The 21,227-nt window shown below is 44.1% G+C and carries 21 protein-coding genes; 16 read left to right on the top strand and 5 right to left on the bottom strand.

The window, feature by feature from the left end; translation table 11 throughout:
• Positions 1-65: 65 nt before the first annotated feature.
• On the bottom strand, positions 66-851 hold the full coding sequence (gene fdhD, locus ACX6CI_RS13895; RefSeq protein WP_458774243.1) for a formate dehydrogenase accessory sulfurtransferase FdhD: 786 nt from the start codon (positions 849-851) through the stop codon (positions 66-68).
• A gap of 467 nt (positions 852-1,318) precedes the next feature.
• Between fdhD and ACX6CI_RS13890 the strand changes: the two genes are divergently transcribed.
• From ACX6CI_RS13890 to mobB, 12 genes are all read left to right on the top strand, one after another.
• On the top strand, positions 1,319-2,467 hold the full coding sequence (locus tag ACX6CI_RS13890) for an ABC transporter substrate-binding protein (protein ID WP_458774242.1): 1,149 nt from the start codon (positions 1,319-1,321) through the stop codon (positions 2,465-2,467).
• Between the two features lie 18 nt (positions 2,468-2,485).
• A complete protein-coding gene (locus ACX6CI_RS13885) occupies positions 2,486-4,915 on the top strand; it encodes a cache domain-containing protein (protein WP_458774241.1) in 2,430 nt (809 codons plus the stop codon).
• Positions 4,912-5,577, top strand: coding sequence for a response regulator transcription factor (locus ACX6CI_RS13880; protein WP_458774240.1), 666 nt, complete (start codon positions 4,912-4,914; stop codon positions 5,575-5,577). Before ACX6CI_RS13885 ends, ACX6CI_RS13880 begins: the two co-directional genes overlap by 4 nt.
• Positions 5,578-5,822: 245 nt before the next feature.
• Positions 5,823-7,688, top strand: coding sequence for a 4Fe-4S binding protein (locus ACX6CI_RS13875; protein WP_458774239.1), 1,866 nt, complete (start codon positions 5,823-5,825; stop codon positions 7,686-7,688).
• A gap of 2 nt (positions 7,689-7,690) precedes the next feature.
• Entirely contained in the window at positions 7,691-8,302 is a 612-nt protein-coding gene (locus tag ACX6CI_RS13870) for a TorD/DmsD family molecular chaperone (RefSeq protein ID WP_458774238.1), read from the top strand.
• A 200-nt stretch (positions 8,303-8,502) separates the two neighbouring features.
• Complete coding sequence (locus tag ACX6CI_RS13865) at positions 8,503-8,691, top strand: twin-arginine translocation signal domain-containing protein (protein WP_458774237.1); 189 nt, start codon at positions 8,503-8,505, stop codon at positions 8,689-8,691.
• Between the two features lie 28 nt (positions 8,692-8,719).
• A complete protein-coding gene (locus ACX6CI_RS13860) occupies positions 8,720-11,512 on the top strand; it encodes a molybdopterin-dependent oxidoreductase (RefSeq protein WP_458774236.1) in 2,793 nt (930 codons plus the stop codon).
• Positions 11,513-11,527: 15 nt separating this feature from the next.
• Positions 11,528-12,112, top strand: a complete 585-nt coding sequence (gene fdh3B, locus ACX6CI_RS13855) for a formate dehydrogenase FDH3 subunit beta (protein ID WP_458774235.1) — start codon at positions 11,528-11,530, stop codon at positions 12,110-12,112.
• Between the two features lie 85 nt (positions 12,113-12,197).
• Positions 12,198-13,079 carry a formate dehydrogenase subunit gamma gene (locus ACX6CI_RS13850; RefSeq protein WP_458774234.1) on the top strand — a complete coding sequence of 294 codons (882 nt, stop codon included), beginning with the start codon at positions 12,198-12,200 and terminating at the stop codon, positions 13,077-13,079.
• Between the two features lie 235 nt (positions 13,080-13,314).
• Complete coding sequence (locus ACX6CI_RS13845) at positions 13,315-13,884, top strand: peroxiredoxin family protein (protein ID WP_458774233.1); 570 nt, start codon at positions 13,315-13,317, stop codon at positions 13,882-13,884.
• A gap of 23 nt (positions 13,885-13,907) precedes the next feature.
• Positions 13,908-14,507: a redoxin domain-containing protein gene (locus ACX6CI_RS13840; protein ID WP_458774232.1), complete on the top strand. Its 600-nt coding sequence runs from the start codon at positions 13,908-13,910 to the stop codon at positions 14,505-14,507.
• Positions 14,508-14,671: 164 nt separating this feature from the next.
• Positions 14,672-15,349, top strand: coding sequence for a molybdopterin-guanine dinucleotide biosynthesis protein B (gene mobB, locus ACX6CI_RS13835; RefSeq protein ID WP_458774231.1), 678 nt, complete (start codon positions 14,672-14,674; stop codon positions 15,347-15,349).
• A gap of 86 nt (positions 15,350-15,435) precedes the next feature.
• Here the strand turns inward: mobB and serS are convergent, their stop codons facing one another.
• A complete protein-coding gene (gene serS / locus ACX6CI_RS13830) occupies positions 15,436-16,713 on the bottom strand; it encodes a serine--tRNA ligase (RefSeq protein ID WP_458774230.1) in 1,278 nt (425 codons plus the stop codon).
• 303 nt (positions 16,714-17,016) lie between these two features.
• Here serS and tatC point away from each other — a divergent pair, with 303 nt between their 5' ends.
• On the top strand, positions 17,017-17,742 hold the full coding sequence (gene tatC / locus ACX6CI_RS13825) for a twin-arginine translocase subunit TatC (RefSeq protein ID WP_458774229.1): 726 nt from the start codon (positions 17,017-17,019) through the stop codon (positions 17,740-17,742).
• Between the two features lie 183 nt (positions 17,743-17,925).
• On the opposite strand, the gene ACX6CI_RS13820 is transcribed toward tatC, so the two are convergent.
• Complete coding sequence (locus ACX6CI_RS13820) at positions 17,926-18,345, bottom strand: 2-thiouracil desulfurase family protein (protein ID WP_458774228.1); 420 nt, start codon at positions 18,343-18,345, stop codon at positions 17,926-17,928.
• A 13-nt stretch (positions 18,346-18,358) separates the two neighbouring features.
• On the opposite strand from ACX6CI_RS13820, the gene ACX6CI_RS13815 reads away from it, so the two are divergent.
• Entirely contained in the window at positions 18,359-18,718 is a 360-nt protein-coding gene (locus tag ACX6CI_RS13815; protein ID WP_458774227.1) for an FtsB family cell division protein, read from the top strand.
• 87 nt (positions 18,719-18,805) lie between these two features.
• Here the strand turns inward: ACX6CI_RS13815 and ACX6CI_RS13810 are convergent, their stop codons facing one another.
• On the bottom strand, positions 18,806-18,994 hold the full coding sequence (locus ACX6CI_RS13810; RefSeq protein WP_458778468.1) for an FmdB family zinc ribbon protein: 189 nt from the start codon (positions 18,992-18,994) through the stop codon (positions 18,806-18,808).
• Between the two features lie 64 nt (positions 18,995-19,058).
• The gene (locus ACX6CI_RS13805) at positions 19,059-19,430 is read right to left on the bottom strand and encodes a helix-turn-helix domain-containing protein (protein ID WP_458774226.1); all 372 of its coding nucleotides are present in this window, start codon (positions 19,428-19,430) and stop codon (positions 19,059-19,061) included.
• Positions 19,431-19,806: 376 nt separating this feature from the next.
• On the opposite strand from ACX6CI_RS13805, the gene ACX6CI_RS13800 reads away from it, so the two are divergent.
• Positions 19,807-20,313 carry a hypothetical protein gene (locus ACX6CI_RS13800; protein WP_458774225.1) on the top strand — a complete coding sequence of 169 codons (507 nt, stop codon included), beginning with the start codon at positions 19,807-19,809 and terminating at the stop codon, positions 20,311-20,313.
• Between the two features lie 54 nt (positions 20,314-20,367).
• Positions 20,368-21,174, top strand: coding sequence for a uracil-DNA glycosylase (locus ACX6CI_RS13795; RefSeq protein WP_458774224.1), 807 nt, complete (start codon positions 20,368-20,370; stop codon positions 21,172-21,174).
• Positions 21,175-21,227: the final 53 nt, after the last annotated feature.

Below are 21,227 nucleotides of genomic sequence, written 5' to 3'. Positions count from 1 at the left end.
CATTTCACAACAACACATACCCCGGTATACAGGGAGTAACCGGGGTGTGTATCATATGGGCTAATTTAATGTACAATCCTCTCCGGTGCATTGAAAATGTTCACCCGATCAGGCCGGGCGTATGCTGCCAGAGTGGCACCAGCTCGTCGTGCTATGGCAAGACCTAGTGATGATGGTGAGGTGCGGGACATAATTATGGGAATCCCGATTCGTGCACATTTCAGGACCATGTCTGAGGTGAGTCTACCTGTGGTATAAATGGCCCCCTTTGGAGTGAATTTACCAAGAAGGATTGCTCCTAGGATCTTGTCCACTGCATTATGTCTTCCCACATCTTCGTAGTAGGCCTTTAATTCCCCATCCTGCCAGAAGCCGCAACCATGTATACAGTGAGTTTGTGGTCCTAAGGGGGATGACTGCAGAGCTTGTCTGATAAACTTGCTGATTTCAGGAAAGCTGATAGTACATTCCGCAAGAGGGTCGAAGGCACCTTCCAGCATTTCTTTGGAAATTTTCCCTGTGCCGCCGCAACCGGAGGTGATAATCACTTCCTTTGGTTCTGTGACTTCAACGTCTGCAAATACAGCAATTCTACCCTCGGGGCAAACAACAACTTCACGTATCTCTTTTGGTTCTTTAATGTAGCCCTGACCAAAAAGAAAGCCTGCACCAAACTCCTCAAGCGCAACCGGAAGCACCATAGATGAACCAATGGTCTCATCGTTGAGAGCGATGGAGTAGGGGGCTTCGATTGCAACTTGTTCTATCTGTTCTCGGGCCCCGGTGGGGGTGATTACAGTTGTTGTTGAACTCATGGTAAGGCTGGTGCTTACAAGGTTAGCTTTGCTCATGTCAGTCAATCTCTTATCACTTGGGTGGATTTTTAAATAAATGAAGAAGGCTAGCGTAAATGGACTGTATTACAATTTCAAGGCTCTTTTTTGATCACTTTTAGTTTTCCTCTCATTTGACTACCTGTAGCAGATACCTTAAGGATTAGAGATTTATTATCCCTATTGGGATACTGTGTCGTAGTATAGTGCAAAGAGATAGGGTATCAGTCGGTTGTTGTCAAGCTAAGGCAATACTTGCGTTTGAAACAATTATTTTCTATCCTGAGCTGCTGTTGTATCCGTCTGGTAGTAGAACCTATCCAGAGATAGCAACCTTTTTAATACCTTACTCAGGAAAAGCTGCCATAAAAAACAGGTAGCGTAGACTCCGAGAAATTGAGTGTTGGAAAACTTGCTGATATCGCACCATTTCCATGGTGCTTATCCCGTTTATCGAGGTCAGATGAATAAAGTTAGGAATATTCATGAAAATACACTGCTGGTCCATAGTTGTTTTTATTATTGTATGTGCATCTAAGGCGTCTGCGGTTTCAGGTGATGTTATGGGGCCACTTATTCTTGGGCAATCCTGCGCACTCAGCGGACCTGCACAAAACCTTGGACTTGAAATGCGTGCAGGGTTGCTTGCAGCCTTTGCCGATGTAAACGATCGTGGAGGGATTCATGGAAGAGAAGTAATCCTGCTCAGTCGAGATGATGGTTACGAACCGGATAAGGCTGCAAGAAATACCAAATCATTTATTTATGATGATCAGGTTTTTGCCTTGATTGGAGCCGTTGGTACGCCGACAGCCAAAGCCGTTGAACCCATTGTCAATGAGTCCCGTATTCCGTTTTTTGGCCCATTTACCGGGGCGGAATTTCTGCGTAAGCCATTTAGTAAGTATGTGATCAATGTGCGGGCAAGTTATTTCCAGGAGATGGAAAAGCTTGCATCCTATCTGGTTGAGGAAAAAAAACTCACTCGCATTGCCTGCTTTTATCAAAATGACAGTTATGGCACTGCGGGGCTTGAAGGTATAGAGAGGGCTCTGAAAAAACGGGCCATGGAGCTTGTCTCAACGGGAAGTTATGAACGAAATACCGTGGCCGTCATGGGGGCCATGCGAGATATTTATAAGGAAAAACCCGAGGCTGTTATTTTGGTTGGTGCTTATTCTGCGTGTGCTGAGTTTATAAAACTGAGCAAGAATAAGGTTAAAGATGATGTTACCTTTTGCAACATCTCTTTTGTTGGAACCGAGAGTTTGCGGGAGGTCCTTGGGAGCTATGGCGAGGGAGTTATCGTTTCCCAGGTTATTCCATCCCCTAGAGATACTGAAATTGGTTTGACCCGTGAGTACTCCAGGGCAATGGCTAAATATCAACATGATGCTCCCATTAGCTTTACAAGCTATGAAGGCTTTATCGTTGGAAAGCTTTTTAGTCAGATTGCTCTTTCAGTCAAAAACGGACTCACGCGGGATAGATTTATTTCTGTGATGGAGGAGGTTGGGCAGTTTAACCTTAACGGATTGGTTTTAAATTTTGGCAAAGATGATCATCAAGGGCTGGACACCATACATCTGACTCGGATCTATCCGGAAGTTGAAGAAATTAAAGACGAGAACTAACCCCGGTAAACTATCAATATGCGGTTCTTTAGAAAAATATCGCTGTCTTCAGCACCATTTTATGCCTCCCTTGTGGTCATCACCTCACTTGCGTTTTTTATAGGTATCTTTTGGGCCATAAACGAGTACCAGGCCTATCAGGAGAGTATTGTAAACATACGTAATACCTATAAGAGCCAGTATGAAGTACGGGTGAAAGAGGAGCTTGGCAAGGTTGTTGAACTCATCGATTATCGCAGACACCAGAGTGACTTGAGGGTTGAACTCGACATAAGAGAAAGGGTGCAGGCTGCATATACCATAGCTTCCCATAGTTACAGACTCTATAAAGATGAAGCCAGTATAGATGAAATCCGTTCCATGGTGGTTGAGCTGCTCCGTCCCATGCGCTGGAATAATGGCAGGGGGTACTATTTTTCTGGGCTGGTGGAGGAGGCTGAAATTGAACTCTTTGCCGATGAACCTTTTTTTGAAGGAAAGAGTGACTGGGAATTTAATGAGATAGTGGGCAGAGATGTGGTAGGTGAGATCATTGCTATGATCAGCGAAAAAGAAGCAGGCCTTTATCGATATGTTTTGAAAAAGCCGGCCTTCCCGGACAAAAGCTTTCCTAAAATTGCATTTGTTAAATATTTTCCACCCCTTGACTGGTTTATTGGAGCAGGAATTTACAGTGATGATCTTGAAGAAACCCTGCAACAGGAGGTTCTGGCAAGAATTCAGAATATTCAGTTTGGAACAGATGGTGAGGTGTTTTGCTTTCGTTTAGATGGCACCATACTCACTAATCAGAATGAACGTCTGGTTGGTCGTTCCATTACCACACTCATTGATGCAGAAGGTAAAGAGTATGGAAAGGAGCTCATCCTCGCCGCAACAGAGTATCCCCAGCATGGTTATGTAAACTATAGTGTCCAAAAAATCGACAAGGAGAGTCGTCGTCAAAAGCTTTCTTATGTTGAGGTCTATGAGGACTGGGGCTGGGGAATCGGGGCCGCCATGTTTATGGATGCCATGGAAAAGAGTATTGCCAATGAGACCGAAACCTATAGAAGAATTTCCTTTAAAAATGTCTTCACCTTTATTGTTCTCTTTGCTGTTGCTGTAATTTTTCTTCTCTTAAGCACTTTTTTTTATTCCCTTAAAATCAAACAGGGGATAAGTCTTTTTACCAACTTTTTTAGGGCGGCAACCGATTCTAAAGAGAAAATTCCAGCGGGAGATCTGGTTTTCAGGGAGTTTGAAGATCTGAGCCTACTTGCCAACAGGATGGTGGAGAACAGGATTAAAAATGAGCTTTTACTGCATCGGGATGAACTGCGTCTTGATACTCTGCTACGCCTTGGAATGATGGAGAAATACTCCCTCCAGGAAAAATATGATTTTATCCTGAGACGAATTGTTCAGATAACTCGGAGTGAAGAAGGGTATCTGGCCCTTGTGAACACGACCCAGAGCCATATTACCATCTGCTCATTTATTGTACATAATGAGGATGATGTCGCAAAAAGAGATGGGGAGTTAACTCTGCCCCGGGCTATTGAAGAGGGGGGACTGCCAGGGAAGGCGGTGATGAGAAAGACCGCGGTTATTGTAAATAGTCCTGCAAATGATCCCAACAGTTATTATCCATATACGAACAGGGTTGGACGACACCTGGACGTGCCCATCTATAACGATGGTAAGATTGTTGTTGTGGCAGGTGTCATTAATAACAGTGAGGACTATGATAACTCTGATATCAGGCAGATGACCATGGTGCTTGAGGGGATGTGGCTCCATGTACTGCGGCAGTGTTCAGAAGAAGAGCTTGCCCGGCTGGAAAGACAGATTATTGCCGTCAGTGAAGAAGAACGCTCTAATATAGGTAGAAACCTCCATGATGATCTCGGCTCACATCTCGCCGGCGTAGAATTGCTCAGTAAGGCCCTGGAACAGCAACTTTCGGCAGAATCACCTGAACGATCTGAGCAGCTCGGGACCATTCGTGGGCTCATTAAGGATGCTGTTGAAAAGACCAGAAGACTCTCCCAGGGACTCTATCCGGTGCATGTTATTGAGTATGGCCTGGAGGCTGCAATTGAAGAACTTGTGGTTGAAGTCGAAACGATTTTTAAGGTGAATTTTGATTTTTCCTGGGAGGGGAAGGGGGAACTCCTTGGGAAAAACACTTCCACCCATTTACACTACATAATTCGGGAGGCGGTCTTTAATGCAGCACGGCATGGCAAACCGGCTAATATCGGGGTTTATGTTCAGGTGCAGGAAGGTAGTTTTTCCGTTAAGATTGTAGACGATGGTAAGGGGTTGGGTGCCATCCCTGCTGCGACAGGTTTGGGGTTTCACACAATGAAGTACAGAGCAAAGGCTATTGGTGCTGTTCTGGTTATTAGTTCAGATAAAAAAGGCGGTACACTGATTACAGTGACCGGTGAAGGTTCAGAATGAAATCACGGGTTATTATAGTTGACGATCATCCTATTTTTCGAATGGGTATGGGCGAGTTGTTGAATCAAGAGGATGATTTTTTTGTATGTGGTCTTGCTGAAGACATCGCCAGTGCCCGTAAGATAATCGATGAGGATGCACCAGATCTTGCTATTGTGGATATCACACTTGCAGGAGATAATGGTCTTGATCTGGTAAAGGAACTCACCCGAAAACGAAGTTCTTTACTTGTCCTGGTGCTTTCCATGCACGATGAGCAGGTGTGGGCCGAGCGTGCAATTCGTGCTGGTGCCCGTGGCTATATAATGAAAAAAGAGGCCAGTGAGAATGTCATCTCAGCACTTAGAAATATTAGAAACGGTAAAATTCATGTAAGTCATACCATCATGGAGAGGTTTCTGGACCGTCTGCAGATGCAGCCTGATACACCAGCCGCGCCCACGGTTGATCTCCTGACAGATAGAGAACTTGAGGTGTTTCGTCTTATAGGTTCAGGACTTTCCACAAGGGAGATTGCTGAGAGGATGAAGCTTGGTCTCAAGACAATTGGGACCTATAGAGACCGTGTAAAACAGAAGCTCGGAATTAAAAACGCAGCTGAATTATCCCGCCGTGCAGTTCTCTGGACGGAAAAAGAATTTTTCAAATCGAACACCCCCTAGCTTGTAGGGAAAACCCCTACAGGTCCAGTAAAAAACACCCTACAAAACAAAAGGTGCTGTGCTGATTTAATTTGGCTCAAGACTTTCCTATAATGACCTTCACTAACAGCTGTGATCTGTAGTTTGCTGTCTTGCTGTTGGATTATTTCTGCCCTGTGGGTACTGTAAGTGCCTGAAAATATACATTTGAAATGTTGGTGGCAGGGGCAAAACCTGCAACGAAGTGCAACAAAGGTTTAAAATTTATGGATAAGCTTTTTTCCACGTGTATGCTGGTACAGGAAGGTTCGGATGCGCCCGAACTCCTGATATCTGAAGTCAATCTCCGCCCCGGTAATGGTTTTTCTCCAGATCAGGGAAAATCCACGCTGCTTGCCGGGGGCTTTTCATCCATATCGCCTGAAAGCGGTTTTCCTCTGTCACCAACACTTTTTATCAATCACGCTCTTACGACCACTACTGCACAAGAACTTAAAACCATAGCAGAAGCTGAGCTCCATAGACAAAACAGCGTAAATTATCGCAGCTATACGGTTGATGTCGATACAAGACTGTGTGTTGTGAGCGATGACGTTACTCTTCTTCGAAATTTTCTTGATACCTACAGTGGTCTACTGGAAATTACCCCTCTGCTTACCAAAGGGTATGACCCTGATTTCCCAACAGTAACCAGCCTGGAGTTTGATAGCCGTAGTGATGGTTGTCAGTTGGAGTATCAGGTACGTTCTGCCGTCGATTTTGAAAAGTGTACCTACTGTGGGGCCTGCGGGATGAGCTGTCCGGAATCCTGTATCACTGAAAATTTATTTGTACATTATGATCAGTGCACCTTTTGCAAGGAGTGCGAAAAGGTTTGTGCTGCTGACGCAATTGATATCCATGGGGCGATCAACGAGGTTGCCGATTTTCCGGCTGTTCTGCTCCTCGGGAACATTGAGACAGAGCTACCTGCAAAGACCCAGTCAGTCTTTTTTGAGAAAGATCTCACAGCCTACTTTTCGCGCCTTTTCCCTTGCCAGATTGATGAAGTTATCACCAATAATAAAAGTATATGTCAGTACAGCGCAAAGCTTGGTCATGGTTGTGATCTCTGTGTTTCAAGCTGCGTTCATGGGGCTGTGTCCCAGGGCCCTCAAGGTGTTGTGATTGATGCTTTGCAGTGCGAAGAGTGCGGGGCCTGTGTGGCTGCCTGTCCTACTGGTGCCCTGCAGAATGAGCGTTTTAGTGATGCTGCCTTTGTGGAATATACTGCGGGGGTGGATCTTCCGACAGGTGGAACCCTAGTGCTTGGTGACGAAGAATCACTGCACAAGTTATGGTGGCACCAGCAGGGTTCTGTCTATGAGAACCTACTGTTTCTCGAATTTGACAATGTTGGCAGTCTTTCCCTTTTTCATTTTCTGCGCCTCTTGAGTCAGGGTGTTCGCAGGATAATAGTCCTTGATAAGATCGAGCCTGTTGCAGGAGCCGGACAGTATAAGAAGCAGCTTCAGTTTGCAACACTCCTTACTGAAAAACTCTACGGTGTGACTGATGCGATCGTAAGCTGTAGTGTGGCTGAGTTTTCCGGGGAAGCACAGAAGCAATCTGAGCCATTTTTTAGCCACACTGTAAGTGAAAAATCATTTGTTCATCGCAGACAGGCCCTGGCTGAAGCTTTGGCTGGTCTTTCTGCTGGAAGTGGTAAAGAGGTGCGTCTTGCACCCGAGGGTTATGTCCCTTTTGCTACAGTAAGCTGTAATACCGATCGTTGTACCCAGTGTATGGCCTGTCTCAATGATTGTCAGATAGGTGCTATGCAGGCAGATACCACTGAATTGAATCTTAATCACGTGGGTACACTCTGTGTTGGTTGTGGCCTGTGTGTTCGGGTTTGTCCAGAAAATGCACTTTCTATATCTCCTCATTTTACTTTAAACACTGATTTTTTTAGGGGTGTCACCCTGGCCCATGCCGAGCCAATGGCCTGTAAGAAATGCGGTAAGGTTTTTGGTACGAAAAAGGCCTACGACAGGGTTATGAAGATTCTTCAGGAGAAAGAGTCTGTGGATACGAGTCATTTTGAATACTGTGAAGACTGCAGGGTCGTTAAACTTTTTGAGGCGGAATAACTATGAATGAAATGAATGATACTGAGTTGGTCCGCATACGTTTGAGATTTATCGATCTCGTTAAGTCCTTTTTTGTGGAAGAGCCTGATTCTGAAAAAATGAGCAGATGGAGGGGAACCTTTTCTGCACTCTGTACAGAACAGATTAGTCCACGTTTTGATAGCGCTGTTCAGGAAATATCAAGGGCTTTGAATGAGAAGAATCTCGAGGATATACAGTCTGAGTACTACAACCTTTTCACTGATCCGTTTGAAGGTGCCAATATTGAGAGCAACGCCTCCTACTATTTTAATGGGCGAAGCTATAGCACCGCACTTGTTGAGTTTCGCGGTCTTATGGATGAGGCGGGTATTGTAAAAAAAGACGATATCTCAGAGCCGGAAGATTCACTTGTGGTGATGCTGGACACCTTTGCGTCCCTGGTCGAAGAGGAAAAGACTGATTCCGGAGCAAAAATAAAAGAACTGCAGGCAAGACTGCTCGGAGAGTTTTTGGAGCCGTTTGCTGAAAAATTTACAGCACAGCTCAAGGATAATAAGCAGTGCGATTTTTACTATCTCTGTTGCAGGGTCCTGGGAGGCTACCTTGATCTGGAGAAGAGCTTAGTGGCGTAGAAATTCATTCGATACGCCAATGAATTTCGTTATGCCAGTCATCTCGGTGTTCTGTCTCGAAATTCACTAAAGAACTTTAGCATTATGTCGTACAACCCGGGCAAATATCTCGTTTGCCGGGTTGAGTTGAATGTGCGGAGCATGGAAGGTGTAACATGAACCGCTTGGGTTGTATAACGAGATTAAAAGGAGGGTTGTATATGAAAAAGGAAGAGGGCAAGAGGCGATCATTCCTCAAGCACATCCTGGCAGGAACTGCAGCTGTCGTTGGAACTGCGGCCATTGTCAAACCCGTGAAGGCGAAGACTGTAACGGCGGTTGATCGTTCGGACGAAACGCTTTATCACGAGAGTGAGAGTTTTAAGAAATATTACAAAACTTTACGTTAAAAGTGTTCTTTCAATAGGAGAATAATCAATGGCCCGAAGTAAACTAAAGACTTCCTCTGGAGCTGGTGTATCAACCGGTCGCAGGGTGACTCTCAATCCAAAGGTCGCCAGGCGATCTTTTCTGAAGTTGTCGGCTGCAACTGCTGCGCTCACCGGTGTGGCGATGACCACTAAGATGACCACGAAGGCGCATGCTGCCGGCAAAACTGAACCGTATGCCGGTTCTAAAACTGTACGGACAATCTGTACCTACTGTGCGGTTGGTTGTGGTATTGAAGCCGAAGTACATAATGGTGTCTGGGTACGTCAGGAAATCGCATCTGATCATCCTGTATCCTACGGCGCACATTGCTGTAAGGGTGCTGGTGCCATCGATATGGTTACGAGCCCAAAACGTCTGAAGAACCCAATGAAAAAAGTGGGCGGTAAGTGGACCAATATCACCTGGGATCAGGCGATGAATGAGATTGGTGATAAGCTGCTTTCAATCCGTGAAAATGATGGACCTGACGCACTGCACTTCAACGGCAGCGCAAAAGTCTCCACAGAGATGGCGTATCAGCATAGAAAATTTGCTGCGTTCTGGGGGACGAACAACGTAGACCACCAGGCCCGAATCTGACACTCCGCAACGGTGGCAGGTGTCGCCAATACTTGGGGTTACGGAGCAATGACTAACAGCTTGAACGATATGAGACATGCCAAGAGTATGATCTTTATCGGTTCAAACGCACCGGAAGCACATCCGGTTTCCATGCAGCATGTTCTTCATGCCAAGGAAAAAAATAATGCACCAATTATCGTAGTCGATCCACGTCGTACTAAGCTTGCTGCAAAAGCGAGTGAGTATGTTCGTGTACGACCCGGTTCAGATGCCGCATTTATGATGGGTCTGGTCCATGTGATTGTAAAAAATGGTTGGGAAGACAAAGAGTTCATCAGAACTCGTGTTGCAGGTTTTGAGGAGATGGTAAAGGTTGCAGAGACCTACACTCCTGAAGAAGTAGAAAATATCACCGGTATTCCAGCTGAGCAGACTGTTCGTGTGGCCAAGACTCTTGCCATGAACCGTCCTACAAGTCTTACCTGGTGTATGGGTGGAACCCAGCACTCAATCGGTAGTTCCATTACCCGTAGTTTCTGTATCCTTCAGCTGGTACTCGGTAACATGGGTAAGTCAGGTGGTGGTACTAATATCTTCCGTGGCCATGACAATGTTCAGGGTTCAACAGATATGTGTATCCTCTCCCACAGTTTACCAGCCTACTATGGTCTCTCCGATGGCGCATGGAAGCACTGGTGCCGTGTATGGGGCGTAGATTATGAGTGGATGGTTGGACGCTTTAAAGAAAAAGATTGGATGAACAAGAAAGGATTCACCCTATCAAGATGGTATGAGGGTGTTCTCGGGAACGAGAAGATTCATCAGTATACTCCCATCAAGGCAGTATTTCAGTGGGGTTGTGGTGCGAACTCCAACTCTCAATATGCCAAGGTAAAAGAGGCGTATGACAAGCTTGATCTTCTTGTTGTTGTGGATCCATTCCCAACAATGACTGCTGCCGCTTGTGAGAGTGATAATATCTACCTGCTTCCAAGTGCAAGCCAGTATGAGACTTCCGGTAGTGTAACGTCCACTTCCCGTCAGATCCAGTGGCGTCATAAGGTTGTTGATCCTGTTCACAACTCAAAAGACGATTACCAGATCATGGAAATGCTGGTTAAAAAGTTGGGCTTTGCGGATGAGTTTTACAAGAACATCAAGGAAGTTCCTGAAGATATCACCCGTGAGCTTGGTGGTGGTTCCCTGACCATCGGATACAACGGTCAGACTCCTGAGCGTATCAAAAAGCACATGGAGAACTGGCATACTTTTGATATTGATGATCTCCAGGCAAAAGGTGGTCCATGTGATGGTGAGTATTATGGAATGCCTTGGCCATGTTGGACTGATGAACATCCGGGTACCCCAATTCTCTATGATGTCTCTAAACCGGTAGCCGAAGGTGGCCTGCCATTTAGAAACCGCTTTGGCGTAGAGAAAACCTACGACTCCTCTGGTCGAGTCGAAGATCAGCTTGCAGCTAAGGGCGTTTGTAATCCTGGTAGTGAAGTTCAGGGTGGTTATCCTGAGTTTAAGGATGTTGTACCAGGGACTAACTGGAAGACTGATTTGTCCCAGAAAACTCTAAAAGAAGCCATCGCTAAAGGTATGGCTCCATTTGGAAATGCCCGTGCACGTTGTGTTGTCTGGAACTTCCCTGATCAGGTGCCTGTCCACCGTGAGCCGCTGCATTCTCCGCGTCCTGATCTCGTTGCCAAATATCCAACATACAAGGATCAGGAAAATCACTACCGCGTTGATACTCGATTCGAAAGTGAACAGAATCCTGAGCTTGTTAAAGAATTCCCTTATGTTCTCACCACCGGTCGTATGGTTGAGCATATGGGTGCAGGCGCTGAGACCCGTTCTAATCAGTATCTGGCAGAACTCCAGCCGGAAATGTATGCTGAGGTGAATCCACGTCTTGCAAATAACCTTGGTATCAGAGATGGAGAGATGATTTGGATCTCCTCGCCTGAAGGCACCAAGATTAAGGTTAAGGCGTTCTTGACCGAGCGGGTTGACGATAAAACAATCTTCCTGCCGTATCACTTTGCAGGCATATTGCAGGGTAAATCCTATGTCGATAATTATCCAGAGGGTACCGCACCGTTTGTTTCCGGTGAGTCTGGAAATACGGTAACCAATTATGGATATGACATTATTACACAGATTCAGGCAACCAAAGATGGCCTGTGTAAGATAGCTAAGGCCTGATGAGGAGGATCTGAAATGGCAAGAGTTAAATTTTTATGTGATGTTGAGCGCTGCATTGATTGTAGTGGCTGTGTCGTCGCCTGTAAGGAAGGGAACCATGTGCCGGTAGGTGTAAACCGTCGGCGTGTAATCACCCTTGATCAAGGCAAACCTGGTGAGAAATCAATCTCTGTTTCCTGTATGCATTGTGCTGATGCACCATGTATCGCGGTCTGTCCGGTTGATGCAATTTATCAACGGGACGACGGGATTGTTCTTGTGAGCAAGAAAACCTGTATCGGTTGTGGTTATTGCTTTATGGCATGTCCATTTGGCGCACCACAGTTTCCTAAGGGTAACGTTTTTGGCGCACGGGGAGCAATGGACAAATGTACATTCTGTGCCGGTGGACCTGAAGAGAATTTCAGTAATGAAGAAAAACATCTCTATGGCCAGAACCGTATAGCGGAAGGCAAGGTACCTCTTTGTGCTGGAATGTGTGCAACTAAAGCACTTTTGGCAGGTGATGCGGATGTTGTAGCTGACGTGTATCGCGAACGTGTTTTCCAGCGTGGATCAGGTGTAAATGCCTGGGGCTGGAATAAGGCGTACAAAGAATAACTACAGACATTTGTCTTAATCAAAGGCTGGTCTTCTCTCTACCTGTTAAGGTAGGGGGAAGGCCTTGCTTTTACAGGAGCGTATCATGCAGAGATTAGTACATTCTGTGTTCCTGCTAACATTGTTTCTTGTGGCAGGAATAGCTACATCAGTGTCTGCCCAGGATGGTGGGGCTCTCGCTAATTATGCAGCGGGGTCGTCGGCTGATTATTACCACAACCTTATTGGTGTGGTAACGGGAAACTGGCAGGAATATGGTCAGTTATTTACCTTTTTACAAAGTGAGTGGTTCTGGAAGATTTTTCTGGTCATCATAACAGCGGTGCCAGTGGTTTTTGCTCTTCATTATCTGATCATTGGTGCAAAACATTTTGACCATGATGGACCACAAATTTACTTTTTTTCATTGTATGCACGAATAGTCCATTTTGTTGCAGCCATTAGTTTTTCACTATTGGTTATCACAGGACTTATGATAGTTTTTGGCAGTTTTCTTGGTGGTGGGACCTTGATACGCCTTGCAAGGTACACCCATCTTATTTCTGCCATTGTCTTCGCACTGCCATGTGTGTTGATGTTTCTTATGTGGCTTAAAGATATGCTGCCTCAGCTCCACGATATTAAATGGATGTTTATTGTGGGTGGGTATCTCAGCAAAAAGAAAGTACCTGTACCGGCTGCTAAATTTAATGCAGGTCAGAAGATGTATTTTTGGTTTGCAATTTTTGGTGGTGGTATCATGGCTTTCACCGGATATATCATTTGGGGAATGGGAGCATCCATTGAAACCGTTCGATTGCTGACCATTGTTCACAATGTACTTGGTATGGGTATTGTTGCATTTTACCTGACCCATGTGTACATGTCTGTTTTTGCTATTGCGGGCTCGCTTGACTCTATTAAAACTGGTTATAAGCCTAAGCATGAAGTGGATATTCTCCATAGTCTTCACAAGTATGAGCTATAATTTATGGCCATAGTTTTGGTGTAGTGTGAGAGGGGCTGATGATCGATCTGATTATCAGCCCCTTTCTTTTTATAACACTGTTGAAATCCACTGGTAGCAGATAAGCTGGGATACTGTTGATGAGAATTTACGCATAAGTTCTGCATGAGTTGAAAGTGGTATTATAGTGTTAGAACCGTTTCTCTAAGGTGAACTGCTCAAAATAAGATACTAAAAACTTAATGAACATGGGGTGATGATGAAAAATTTGATTTTCTGCTGTTTAGTCAGTGTTTGTTTTGCTTTTAACAGTCAGGCTTTCGCCGCTGAGAGTAAGGATGATTCAACTCTGCCTGAGTTGATGCTCGCTGCACCTGAAAACGCAACACACCGCACATATCTTGGTCTGACTAAGGGAGCAGGTGAGCAGTTTAAAATGAGCGATATCGATGCAGACATACTGGTGATAGAACTCTTTAGTATGTACTGCCCGTTTTGCCAGAAAGAGGCTCCTCTTGTTAACCAGTTATACCATCTCATGGAAGAGGGGGAGAATAGAGGGCTGAAAATTAAAATTATCGGTTTAGGAGCATCTAATTCACAGTTTGAAGTTGAACATTTTGCTTCAACCTATGATGTTAAATTTCCACTTTTTCCAGATAAGGATATGAGTATGTATAAGGCGTTGGGTGGAGAGGGAACACCAGGTTTTGTAGCATATAAATTAAAAGATTCAAACCCACCTGTAAACGTGATTAGAAATTCCGGCGGCTTTTACAGTGCTGAGGATTTTTTGTTGGATATGATCAAAAATAGTGGGTTGTAGGCTTTTTCAGGGGAGGGGAATCCATGAAATACATTGTGAGTTTACTACTGTGTCTGTCTGCTTTTTTCATGGGACAGAGCGTTTGTTTTGCTAAAAACGTCACACAGCTGGACTATATTTATGATCCTGGTGCACTTAAGCCAATTGATAGTGAGCTTAATGTCTCTGTTGGAGATCCAGCCCCTTCCTTTCGGCTTAAATCCATTGACGGTGAATGGATCAGTCTTGCCCAGTTTAAAAATAAAAAGAATGTTGTTCTTTCCTTTGTGCCTGCTGCCTGGACACCTGTTTGCTCAGATCAGTGGCCTGGTTATAATATTGCTGAGTCTATCTTTTCAAAATATGACACGGTTCTACTTGGGATAACTGTTGATAATATTCCAACTCTTCATGCATGGGTACAACAGATGGGACCGCTCTGGTTTAAGGTTCTTTCTGATTTTTGGCCCCATGGGGGAGTGGCTTCAGAATATGGGGTTTTGCGCTCGGATGGTACTGCTGAAAGAGCGTTGATTTTCATAGATAAAGAGGGAGTAGTCCGGGAAATAATTGTAACTGATATTAACGTGCGACCAGATCTTGAAAAGCTGGTTGCCGCCCTCGCAGCTCTTGCTGATATATAATACACTCCATAGTCCAGAATATCTGATTCTCTGAATAGATTGCGAAATTAGAATATAATCGTATATATATAGTCATAAAATTGTATTCGATATCCGAGCTGCTTACGAAAGTCCACTTTTTCAAAAGGCTCATCCATATGAAGTCTTCTCTTATTCAGGGGTGAATGATGTCCTCGATTGTTTCGTTTATTGGCTGGCACGATAGTGGTAAGACAACCCTCGTCTGTCAGGTGGTAACTGAGTTGAAAAATCTTGGCTACCGGGTTGCTGTCATCAAATCTTCCAGCGCTTCTGGAATTGCCTTTGATACAGAGGGCACTGATACCTTTAAACATAAGAAGGCTGGAGCCGACAGTGTAATGTTGGTGGCTCCAGACCAGATGATTCTTCAGACTGGTAAAAGCGATCTGTCCCTTCGTACGCTTGCCCACCGATATTTTCCCGATGTTGATATTGTGATAGGTGAGGGCTTTAAAAGGGCCCGAAAAATACCTAAGATCGAAGTATTTAGAAACAATGATCAGAAGTTACGGGATGAGGTCCATGGTGTCATTGCAGTGGCCACTAACATCGAAGGAGTTGCCGGTGATTATGTGTTCAGGCTCGACGAGGCAAGGGAAATTGCACTCTTTATCCAAAAACGATTTCTTACTAAAAAATATGGTGGGGAAAAAACTGCGCTACTGGTCAACGGAAATAAGATACCAATAAAAGAGTATATTCAAGAGGCGCTTGCTGGAACTATTGAAGGGTTCGTGAAGACCCTCAAGTGTAATGATAATTTGGAGGAAATTGAGGTTCGTATTCGCTTAGGCAAATTCGAGGATACGTCAGGAAAATAATTTCCTATAGGGAATATTGAAAAGAAAAGCCATACAATCGCTATGATTGTATGGCTTTTTCTGTTGAGTCGTTTCCAGCTCTTAAATTAGAAACGGGTTTCGAAATAAGGCAGGAGAACTTCTGGAATTTTGATGGTCCCATCTTCCTGCTGATAATTCTCGAGAATAGCGAGCAGGGTTCTGCCCACTGCAAGGCCGGATCCGTTTAATGTATGAACCAGTTTGGATTTCTTCTGTCCATCAGGGCGATATCTGATACTGCCACGTCGAGCCTGAAAATCAAGAAAGTTAGAGCAGGAAGATATCTCACGATAGGCGTTTTGGCCTGGCAACCAGACTTCAATGTCGTAGGTCTTAGATGAAGAAAAACCAAGGTCGCCGCTGCATAGATTAACTACACGGTAATGGAGGCCTAAGAGCTGGAGTACTGTCTCCGCTTCTGATAAAAGCTCTTCAAGGGCCTGCTCTGAGGTTTCGGGGGTAGTAAATTTTACGAGCTCTACCTTGTCAAACTGATGTTGTCTGATCAGCCCTCTCGTATCACGGCCATGGCTTCCCGCCTCGGATCTAAAGCATGGGGTGTATGCGGTGTACTTAATGGGTAGATCTTTTTCAGCGATGGTTTCATCCCGGTGAATATTAGTTACAGGGACTTCAGCGGTGGGGATAAGATACAGATCCCAATCTTTAATTTTGAAGAGATCTTCCTCAAATTTTGGCAGTTGGCCCGTTGCTGTCATGGAGGCAGAGTTGACAAGAAAGGGTGGCAACACTTCAGTATACCCATGCTTTTGGGTATGGAGATCGAGAAAGAAGTTGATCAGAGCGCGTTCAAGCTTTGATGCAAAACCCTTTAAGAGTGCAAACCGTGCTCCTGCAATGTTGGCTGCAGTTTCAAAATCGATAATATCCTGATCAGTTCCGATTTCCCAGTGAGGCTTTGGGGTAAAAGAGTAGGATGGTTTTTCACCCCAGGTTCGTATTTCTATGTTGTCTGTATCATCCTGGCCAACAGGTACACTGTCGTCACAAAGATTAGGAATAGACATAACAATCTTTTTCAGATCTTCTTCAATCTCGCCCAGGATTACATCTTTTTCTTTAATACGCTGACTTGTCTCTCGCATTTCAATGATGAGCGGATCAGCTTCTTTCTTCTGATCATCGGTACCTTTTTTTAGCTCAGCAATTTGACCAGAAACTCTGTTTCTTTCAGCTTTGAGCGTTTCTACCTCGGATAGCAGGGCCAACCTTTTTTTATCGGTGGTGGCAAAGTTGTCGACGAGTGAAGTGTCCATTCCTCTTTTGACACATTTGTCTTTTACTAGTTCGAGATTTTCGCGTATAAATCGTAATTCGAGCATATCGTTTTGTCTGGTTGATTTTGAATAAGTCTACTTTAAGTTCAGTTACTTGAGCTATGGTCAGATTTTGAGAATCAGGGATAATTTCTGTACCGTGCTGCACTTTTCAAGTTGGAAATTGTTCACAAACAGAGCTTGGTATTAGAAAAACTCATGTTTAGCATGGCTGAAGGGTGAAATCAACCTCTATCAAATTGCAATTTTAACATCCTTCTGATACGTTAGCCTTCTGATGTGTAACCGTCCAATCTTATCTGTCCCAAGAGAGACGTAACAAATTACCCGGAACACCCTTATCTTTCCATGGCCGCACACGAAAAAATTATTTCATTTGTAGGGGAATTACGAAAATCGATTCGTAATCTGGCCTTAGTCCTTGCCTGCCTGACTCTGGCTGTGTTCTTTCTCTCGCCACAGCTTCTTCATTTTGTACAACAGCATCTTGCAGATAAATTATATTTCTTTTCTGTGGCTGGACCTTTTCTGGCCCATGTAAAATTATCACTGTTTGCCTCGGTCTATCTTATCATGCCGTGGTTTATGACCGTTTTGTGGCGGGCCATGGGTAAACCGTTTGGGCTTGACGGGGGACAACTGTTTTTCTTTATTTTCTTTACCTGCCTATTGTTTTATGCGGGAACTGTCTTCTGTTATTATATTACACTTCCCTTTGGAATAAAATTTCTCCTCGGCTTCGGTTCAGAGGAGCTGAGAGCAGTTATATCGGTCGGTAAGTTTGTTAATTTTGTTACAATTTTTATACTCGCCTTTGGAACGATCTTTGAGTTACCTATTTTCATGGTCTTTTCAGCAAAGGTGGGTGTTTTTTCAAGGGAGTTTTTTGAAAAGAACAGGCGATATGCAGTACTCCTCATCGCAATTTTATCGGCACTTTTGACTCCAACCCCGGATATTGTAAATATGTTGCTTATGGGTGGCCCCTTATACCTTCTCTATGAATCTGGTATAGTCATACTGAAGGTGCTTCGTTTTGAGCCAACGAAGGATACTCAGAATATAGAACAGTAAGACGTTTGAGCCTTTTGCTAATGGTTTATGTGTGCTACCCCGATAAACGGGATAAGTGCCACGAAGGTCTCACTCCATTCACTATCCGGCGATAAGACTAACCTTAGGATTTCAAAAACAATTCCTGAGTTTCTCGGAGTCTACGCTACCTGTTTTTTATGACAGGTTTTTAGGAGTAAGGCACTAATCAATTTCGATGGTTATTATCCCGTGACTCTTAAAAAGGGCCGCAGTAACACCGATATTTCCTGTTACTCCGCATGAGGGGCTACGAGATTTTAGTATAGCTTTATCAATATGCTGTAGTTGAGCTATTTGTAGAGCCTGTTTTGCTCCTAGAATAAACTGTGCTGTGACATCGGTCCCGCTTTTGGTGGTAACTTGTGCAGTGCCTTGGAGTACATCCTTCCCATCTCCACCAGTAAGTTCAGCGGCTTCCCGGGGAGTTGACAGGCCTCCAAGTTGTTCGGGACAAATAGGAATAAATATGGTGCCAGAAGGTTCCGATAGCGCTTCAGGGTACTGTTTGATTTTACCGTCATAACGGGTGCAGAGACCAAGCAGGCAGCTGCTGATTAAACAAATAGGTTGTGTTGTAGACATAGTTGAAAATATTATGGCAAATAGAAATAAGAGACCAAGACCGTCCCATAAATCGGCTGAACAGGAGAAGGCACGGGTAAAAAAAATCGTGTTTCTCATTGTGTGCGGTGCACTACTCTGGATTTTTTTTGCTCCAGGTCTTGGAATCGTCTCTTATATGAGCAAAAAATCAGAGTTGAAACGGATTCAGGCCCAAACAATTTCTTTGCAGAAGGCCAACATGGAGCTGCAGGCAGAAATTGACAGACTGCTGACTGACCCTGATTATCTGGAACAGCTTGCACGTGAAAAGTATAACCTGTTGAAGCCTAATGAGAAGGTATACGATTTTACCAGAAAATCTAAACACTCTAAAAAAGATAAAGAAGAGTAACCAAAGCAAAAGGGCCAAAAAATATTTGGCCCCTAGCTGAAATCATACGTGTTAGCCGGCTCACCCGGAGCCGGTATCTTACGAAGCTCAGGAAAATCCCGAATTGCCACCACAGCCAGCAGGCGTAAGGGAGACAGGTGAACCTGCAGAAATGAGCTTTGTTACATTTTCACTACCACACTTTGTACACACTACTTTTTTGTTGTCTTTAGCTGAGGTGCTCAATATTTCGAACACCTCGTTGCAATCATTACATTTGTACTCGTAAATCGGCATATCCATCTACTCCAATTCCATTAATACACCTCAGAAAAGAGAGGTCCTGTAAGCGCTGTAACCACTACGATAGTAGGTTGGTAAATATGCTGCACTCTTTACATATTTCCAGCTTGTCTTTTTGAGTGGTATCAAGAGTGCATTCGCATAGAGTTCCACTCAGGAACCAACACAGATGCCCGCTTTGAAACTCCCAGGCAGGACATTGATCTTTTATATTGCAGGTCTTCTGCTCCCAACATGGTTTGAGGCTGGCTTTACGTCCGCGTTGATTGATGAGCAAAAAGTATAAATGTCGTTCTATATGAGTGGGGATTGTGCGCCATCCTTGTTCGTAACTATGGATGGTTTTTAGAGACATCCCGAGGAGTTGGGCGAGTTGTTTTTGAGTCTTTTCAAGTTTTTTTCTTGCAAGACTAAATTCTTCTTTTGTCAAAGTGATACCCCGCTTTGTTATTTTAAATGCTATTTGGTGCCTTACTTCAGAAATTTTGTCATAAAAGATAGGTAGCCCAGATTCCGAGAAAACTGTAGATGGGTTTGAAATTTGACACTTAAACCAATCATAATCGTACTTAACCCAGCTTTATTCCCATTTGCCGAGATGAGATAACAGCAATAATCTTCTATAGAGCATAAATAATCATAGGTTCAATAATTACCAAAAAATGTATAAAATGGCTTTGATTTTCCCTTTTTTTTCAAGAAATTATTGTCCTCTTTTACGTTGATTGGTAATTATAGTTACTTTTAGACGAATGAAAATAATCATCTACTATATTTTGAGGTTTCCCCCGGTGGGAATTGAGGCTATGAAAATCCAATTGAATGTGCTGCTTATACTTGGTCTGTGTGGTCTATTTCTTGGTGGATGTGCTGCTTATATCGTCCCTGAAGTAGGGTCCGTTGCGAGTGAAGAGAGTCGCATTGTCTATAAGGGAACTGACAATGAGGAAGGTTTGCTTGATAATAAAGACCTTAAAGTGAAGTACACTCTGTCAGGAAGTGATGTTGAAACACGGTTTAAAGGAGAGTTGGAGTTTGACAGGAGTCTCACTGATTCGTTTCCCATAATGTTGAAATTTTTTCTTAAGTTAAACTGGTTGGATGCGGAAGGAGTTGTGTTACAAACGGTGGATGTTAGTCCTTTTTTTAGTTATCGCACTTTTGCTCCTAATAAACTGAAAATTGACAAGACTATACCGGTAGCCCCTGGAAGTGTAGCTTACTGCTTTAACTATTTCGGTGTATTCCAGGGTGAAAAACCTGATGTTAGTGAAGAGTGGGATATCTTTTTGTTTCCTTTTACAGCTCAATGATGATGTGTAAGAGATGTCATATATGCTCTGTCCTGACTCTGTTGAGGTGCATATATGGGGGATAAAAACCTCGATTTTTACGCAGGTCTCGAGTCACTTTTACGATATCACGACGAGATTGGGCTAGGCCCGGTTGTCATAAATGATGATATTCGTGACTTTCTGAGTAGTAGACCTCCGGTGCCTGCTTCTGTGCTTGGGACAACAGAAATAACGAGGAGTGCAACTGCAAAGCCTGTTGTAAAAGAACAAACACCTGTTCTTCAGAGTACATCAGAGGATTTGTCATATACCTTAGGTGATATAGAAAAAGAAGTAGCTTGCTGTAGTGCGTGTGATTTACATGAAAAGAGAGTGTATCCCGTCGCGGGGCGTGGTACTCAGCCGGTTCGACTTATGATTGTCGGCGATTGGTTGTCCCTTTCAGGCTCGGGGCCCGCGAACGAAAATCTTCTCTTTGGGCTCCAGCAGGATCAGATGCTGTTTCGGATGTTAGATGCAATGAAGGTCCCAGCGGAACAGGTATTTATAACCAACGTAATAAAATGTGCGGTATCTGAACAGAAACCGCCCCAGGCAAAGCATGTTCAGGCATGTGTCAGCTATCTGAAACGACAGATCCTACTACTTCGACCTGAGTTTATTTGCACAATGGGTATGGTTGCAGCAAGGGCTGTTCTTGAGCGTTCAGTGTCGTTGTCACGACTGCGTGGTAAACTCCATGATTATTCCCTCGGAGGCAATGAAAAAACATCTGTTCTTACAACCTATCACCCCAGTTATCTCTTACAAAATCCTGAAATGAAACGCGCAACCTGGGATGATTTGCAATTTCTCGCTCATAAAATGGGTGTATTGTAACTGGTTTCTGATATGAAAGTACTCTCTTCCATTCAATGTTCATAGCATGGAGC

The organism is Desulforhopalus glucosivorans, assembly GCF_054397165.1.
This window is presented reverse-complemented; position numbering and strand designations above follow the sequence as displayed.

Bases quoted from the DNA above. Each gene is read 5' to 3' on its own strand.
- fdhD (WP_458774243.1), bottom strand. From the start codon at position 851: ATGAGCAAAGCTAACCTTGTAAGCACCAGCCTTACCATGAGTTCAACA.
- ACX6CI_RS13890 (WP_458774242.1), top strand. From the start codon at position 1,319: ATGAAAATACACTGCTGGTCCATAGTTGTTTTTATTATTGTATGTGCA.
- ACX6CI_RS13885 (WP_458774241.1), top strand. From the start codon at position 2,486: ATGCGGTTCTTTAGAAAAATATCGCTGTCTTCAGCACCATTTTATGCC.
- ACX6CI_RS13880 (WP_458774240.1), top strand. From the start codon at position 4,912: ATGAAATCACGGGTTATTATAGTTGACGATCATCCTATTTTTCGAATG.
- ACX6CI_RS13875 (WP_458774239.1), top strand. From the start codon at position 5,823: ATGGATAAGCTTTTTTCCACGTGTATGCTGGTACAGGAAGGTTCGGAT.
- ACX6CI_RS13870 (WP_458774238.1), top strand. From the start codon at position 7,691: ATGAATGAAATGAATGATACTGAGTTGGTCCGCATACGTTTGAGATTT.
- ACX6CI_RS13865 (WP_458774237.1), top strand. From the start codon at position 8,503: ATGAAAAAGGAAGAGGGCAAGAGGCGATCATTCCTCAAGCACATCCTG.
- fdh3B (WP_458774235.1), top strand. From the start codon at position 11,528: ATGGCAAGAGTTAAATTTTTATGTGATGTTGAGCGCTGCATTGATTGT.
- ACX6CI_RS13850 (WP_458774234.1), top strand. From the start codon at position 12,198: ATGCAGAGATTAGTACATTCTGTGTTCCTGCTAACATTGTTTCTTGTG.
- ACX6CI_RS13845 (WP_458774233.1), top strand. From the start codon at position 13,315: ATGATGAAAAATTTGATTTTCTGCTGTTTAGTCAGTGTTTGTTTTGCT.
- ACX6CI_RS13840 (WP_458774232.1), top strand. From the start codon at position 13,908: ATGAAATACATTGTGAGTTTACTACTGTGTCTGTCTGCTTTTTTCATG.
- mobB (WP_458774231.1), top strand. From the start codon at position 14,672: ATGATGTCCTCGATTGTTTCGTTTATTGGCTGGCACGATAGTGGTAAG.
- serS (WP_458774230.1), bottom strand. From the start codon at position 16,713: ATGCTCGAATTACGATTTATACGCGAAAATCTCGAACTAGTAAAAGAC.
- tatC (WP_458774229.1), top strand. From the start codon at position 17,017: ATGGCCGCACACGAAAAAATTATTTCATTTGTAGGGGAATTACGAAAA.
- ACX6CI_RS13820 (WP_458774228.1), bottom strand. From the start codon at position 18,345: ATGTCTACAACACAACCTATTTGTTTAATCAGCAGCTGCCTGCTTGGT.
- ACX6CI_RS13815 (WP_458774227.1), top strand. From the start codon at position 18,359: ATGGCAAATAGAAATAAGAGACCAAGACCGTCCCATAAATCGGCTGAA.
- ACX6CI_RS13810 (WP_458778468.1), bottom strand. From the start codon at position 18,994: ATGCCGATTTACGAGTACAAATGTAATGATTGCAACGAGGTGTTCGAA.
- ACX6CI_RS13800 (WP_458774225.1), top strand. From the start codon at position 19,807: ATGAAAATCCAATTGAATGTGCTGCTTATACTTGGTCTGTGTGGTCTA.
- ACX6CI_RS13795 (WP_458774224.1), top strand. From the start codon at position 20,368: ATGGGGGATAAAAACCTCGATTTTTACGCAGGTCTCGAGTCACTTTTA.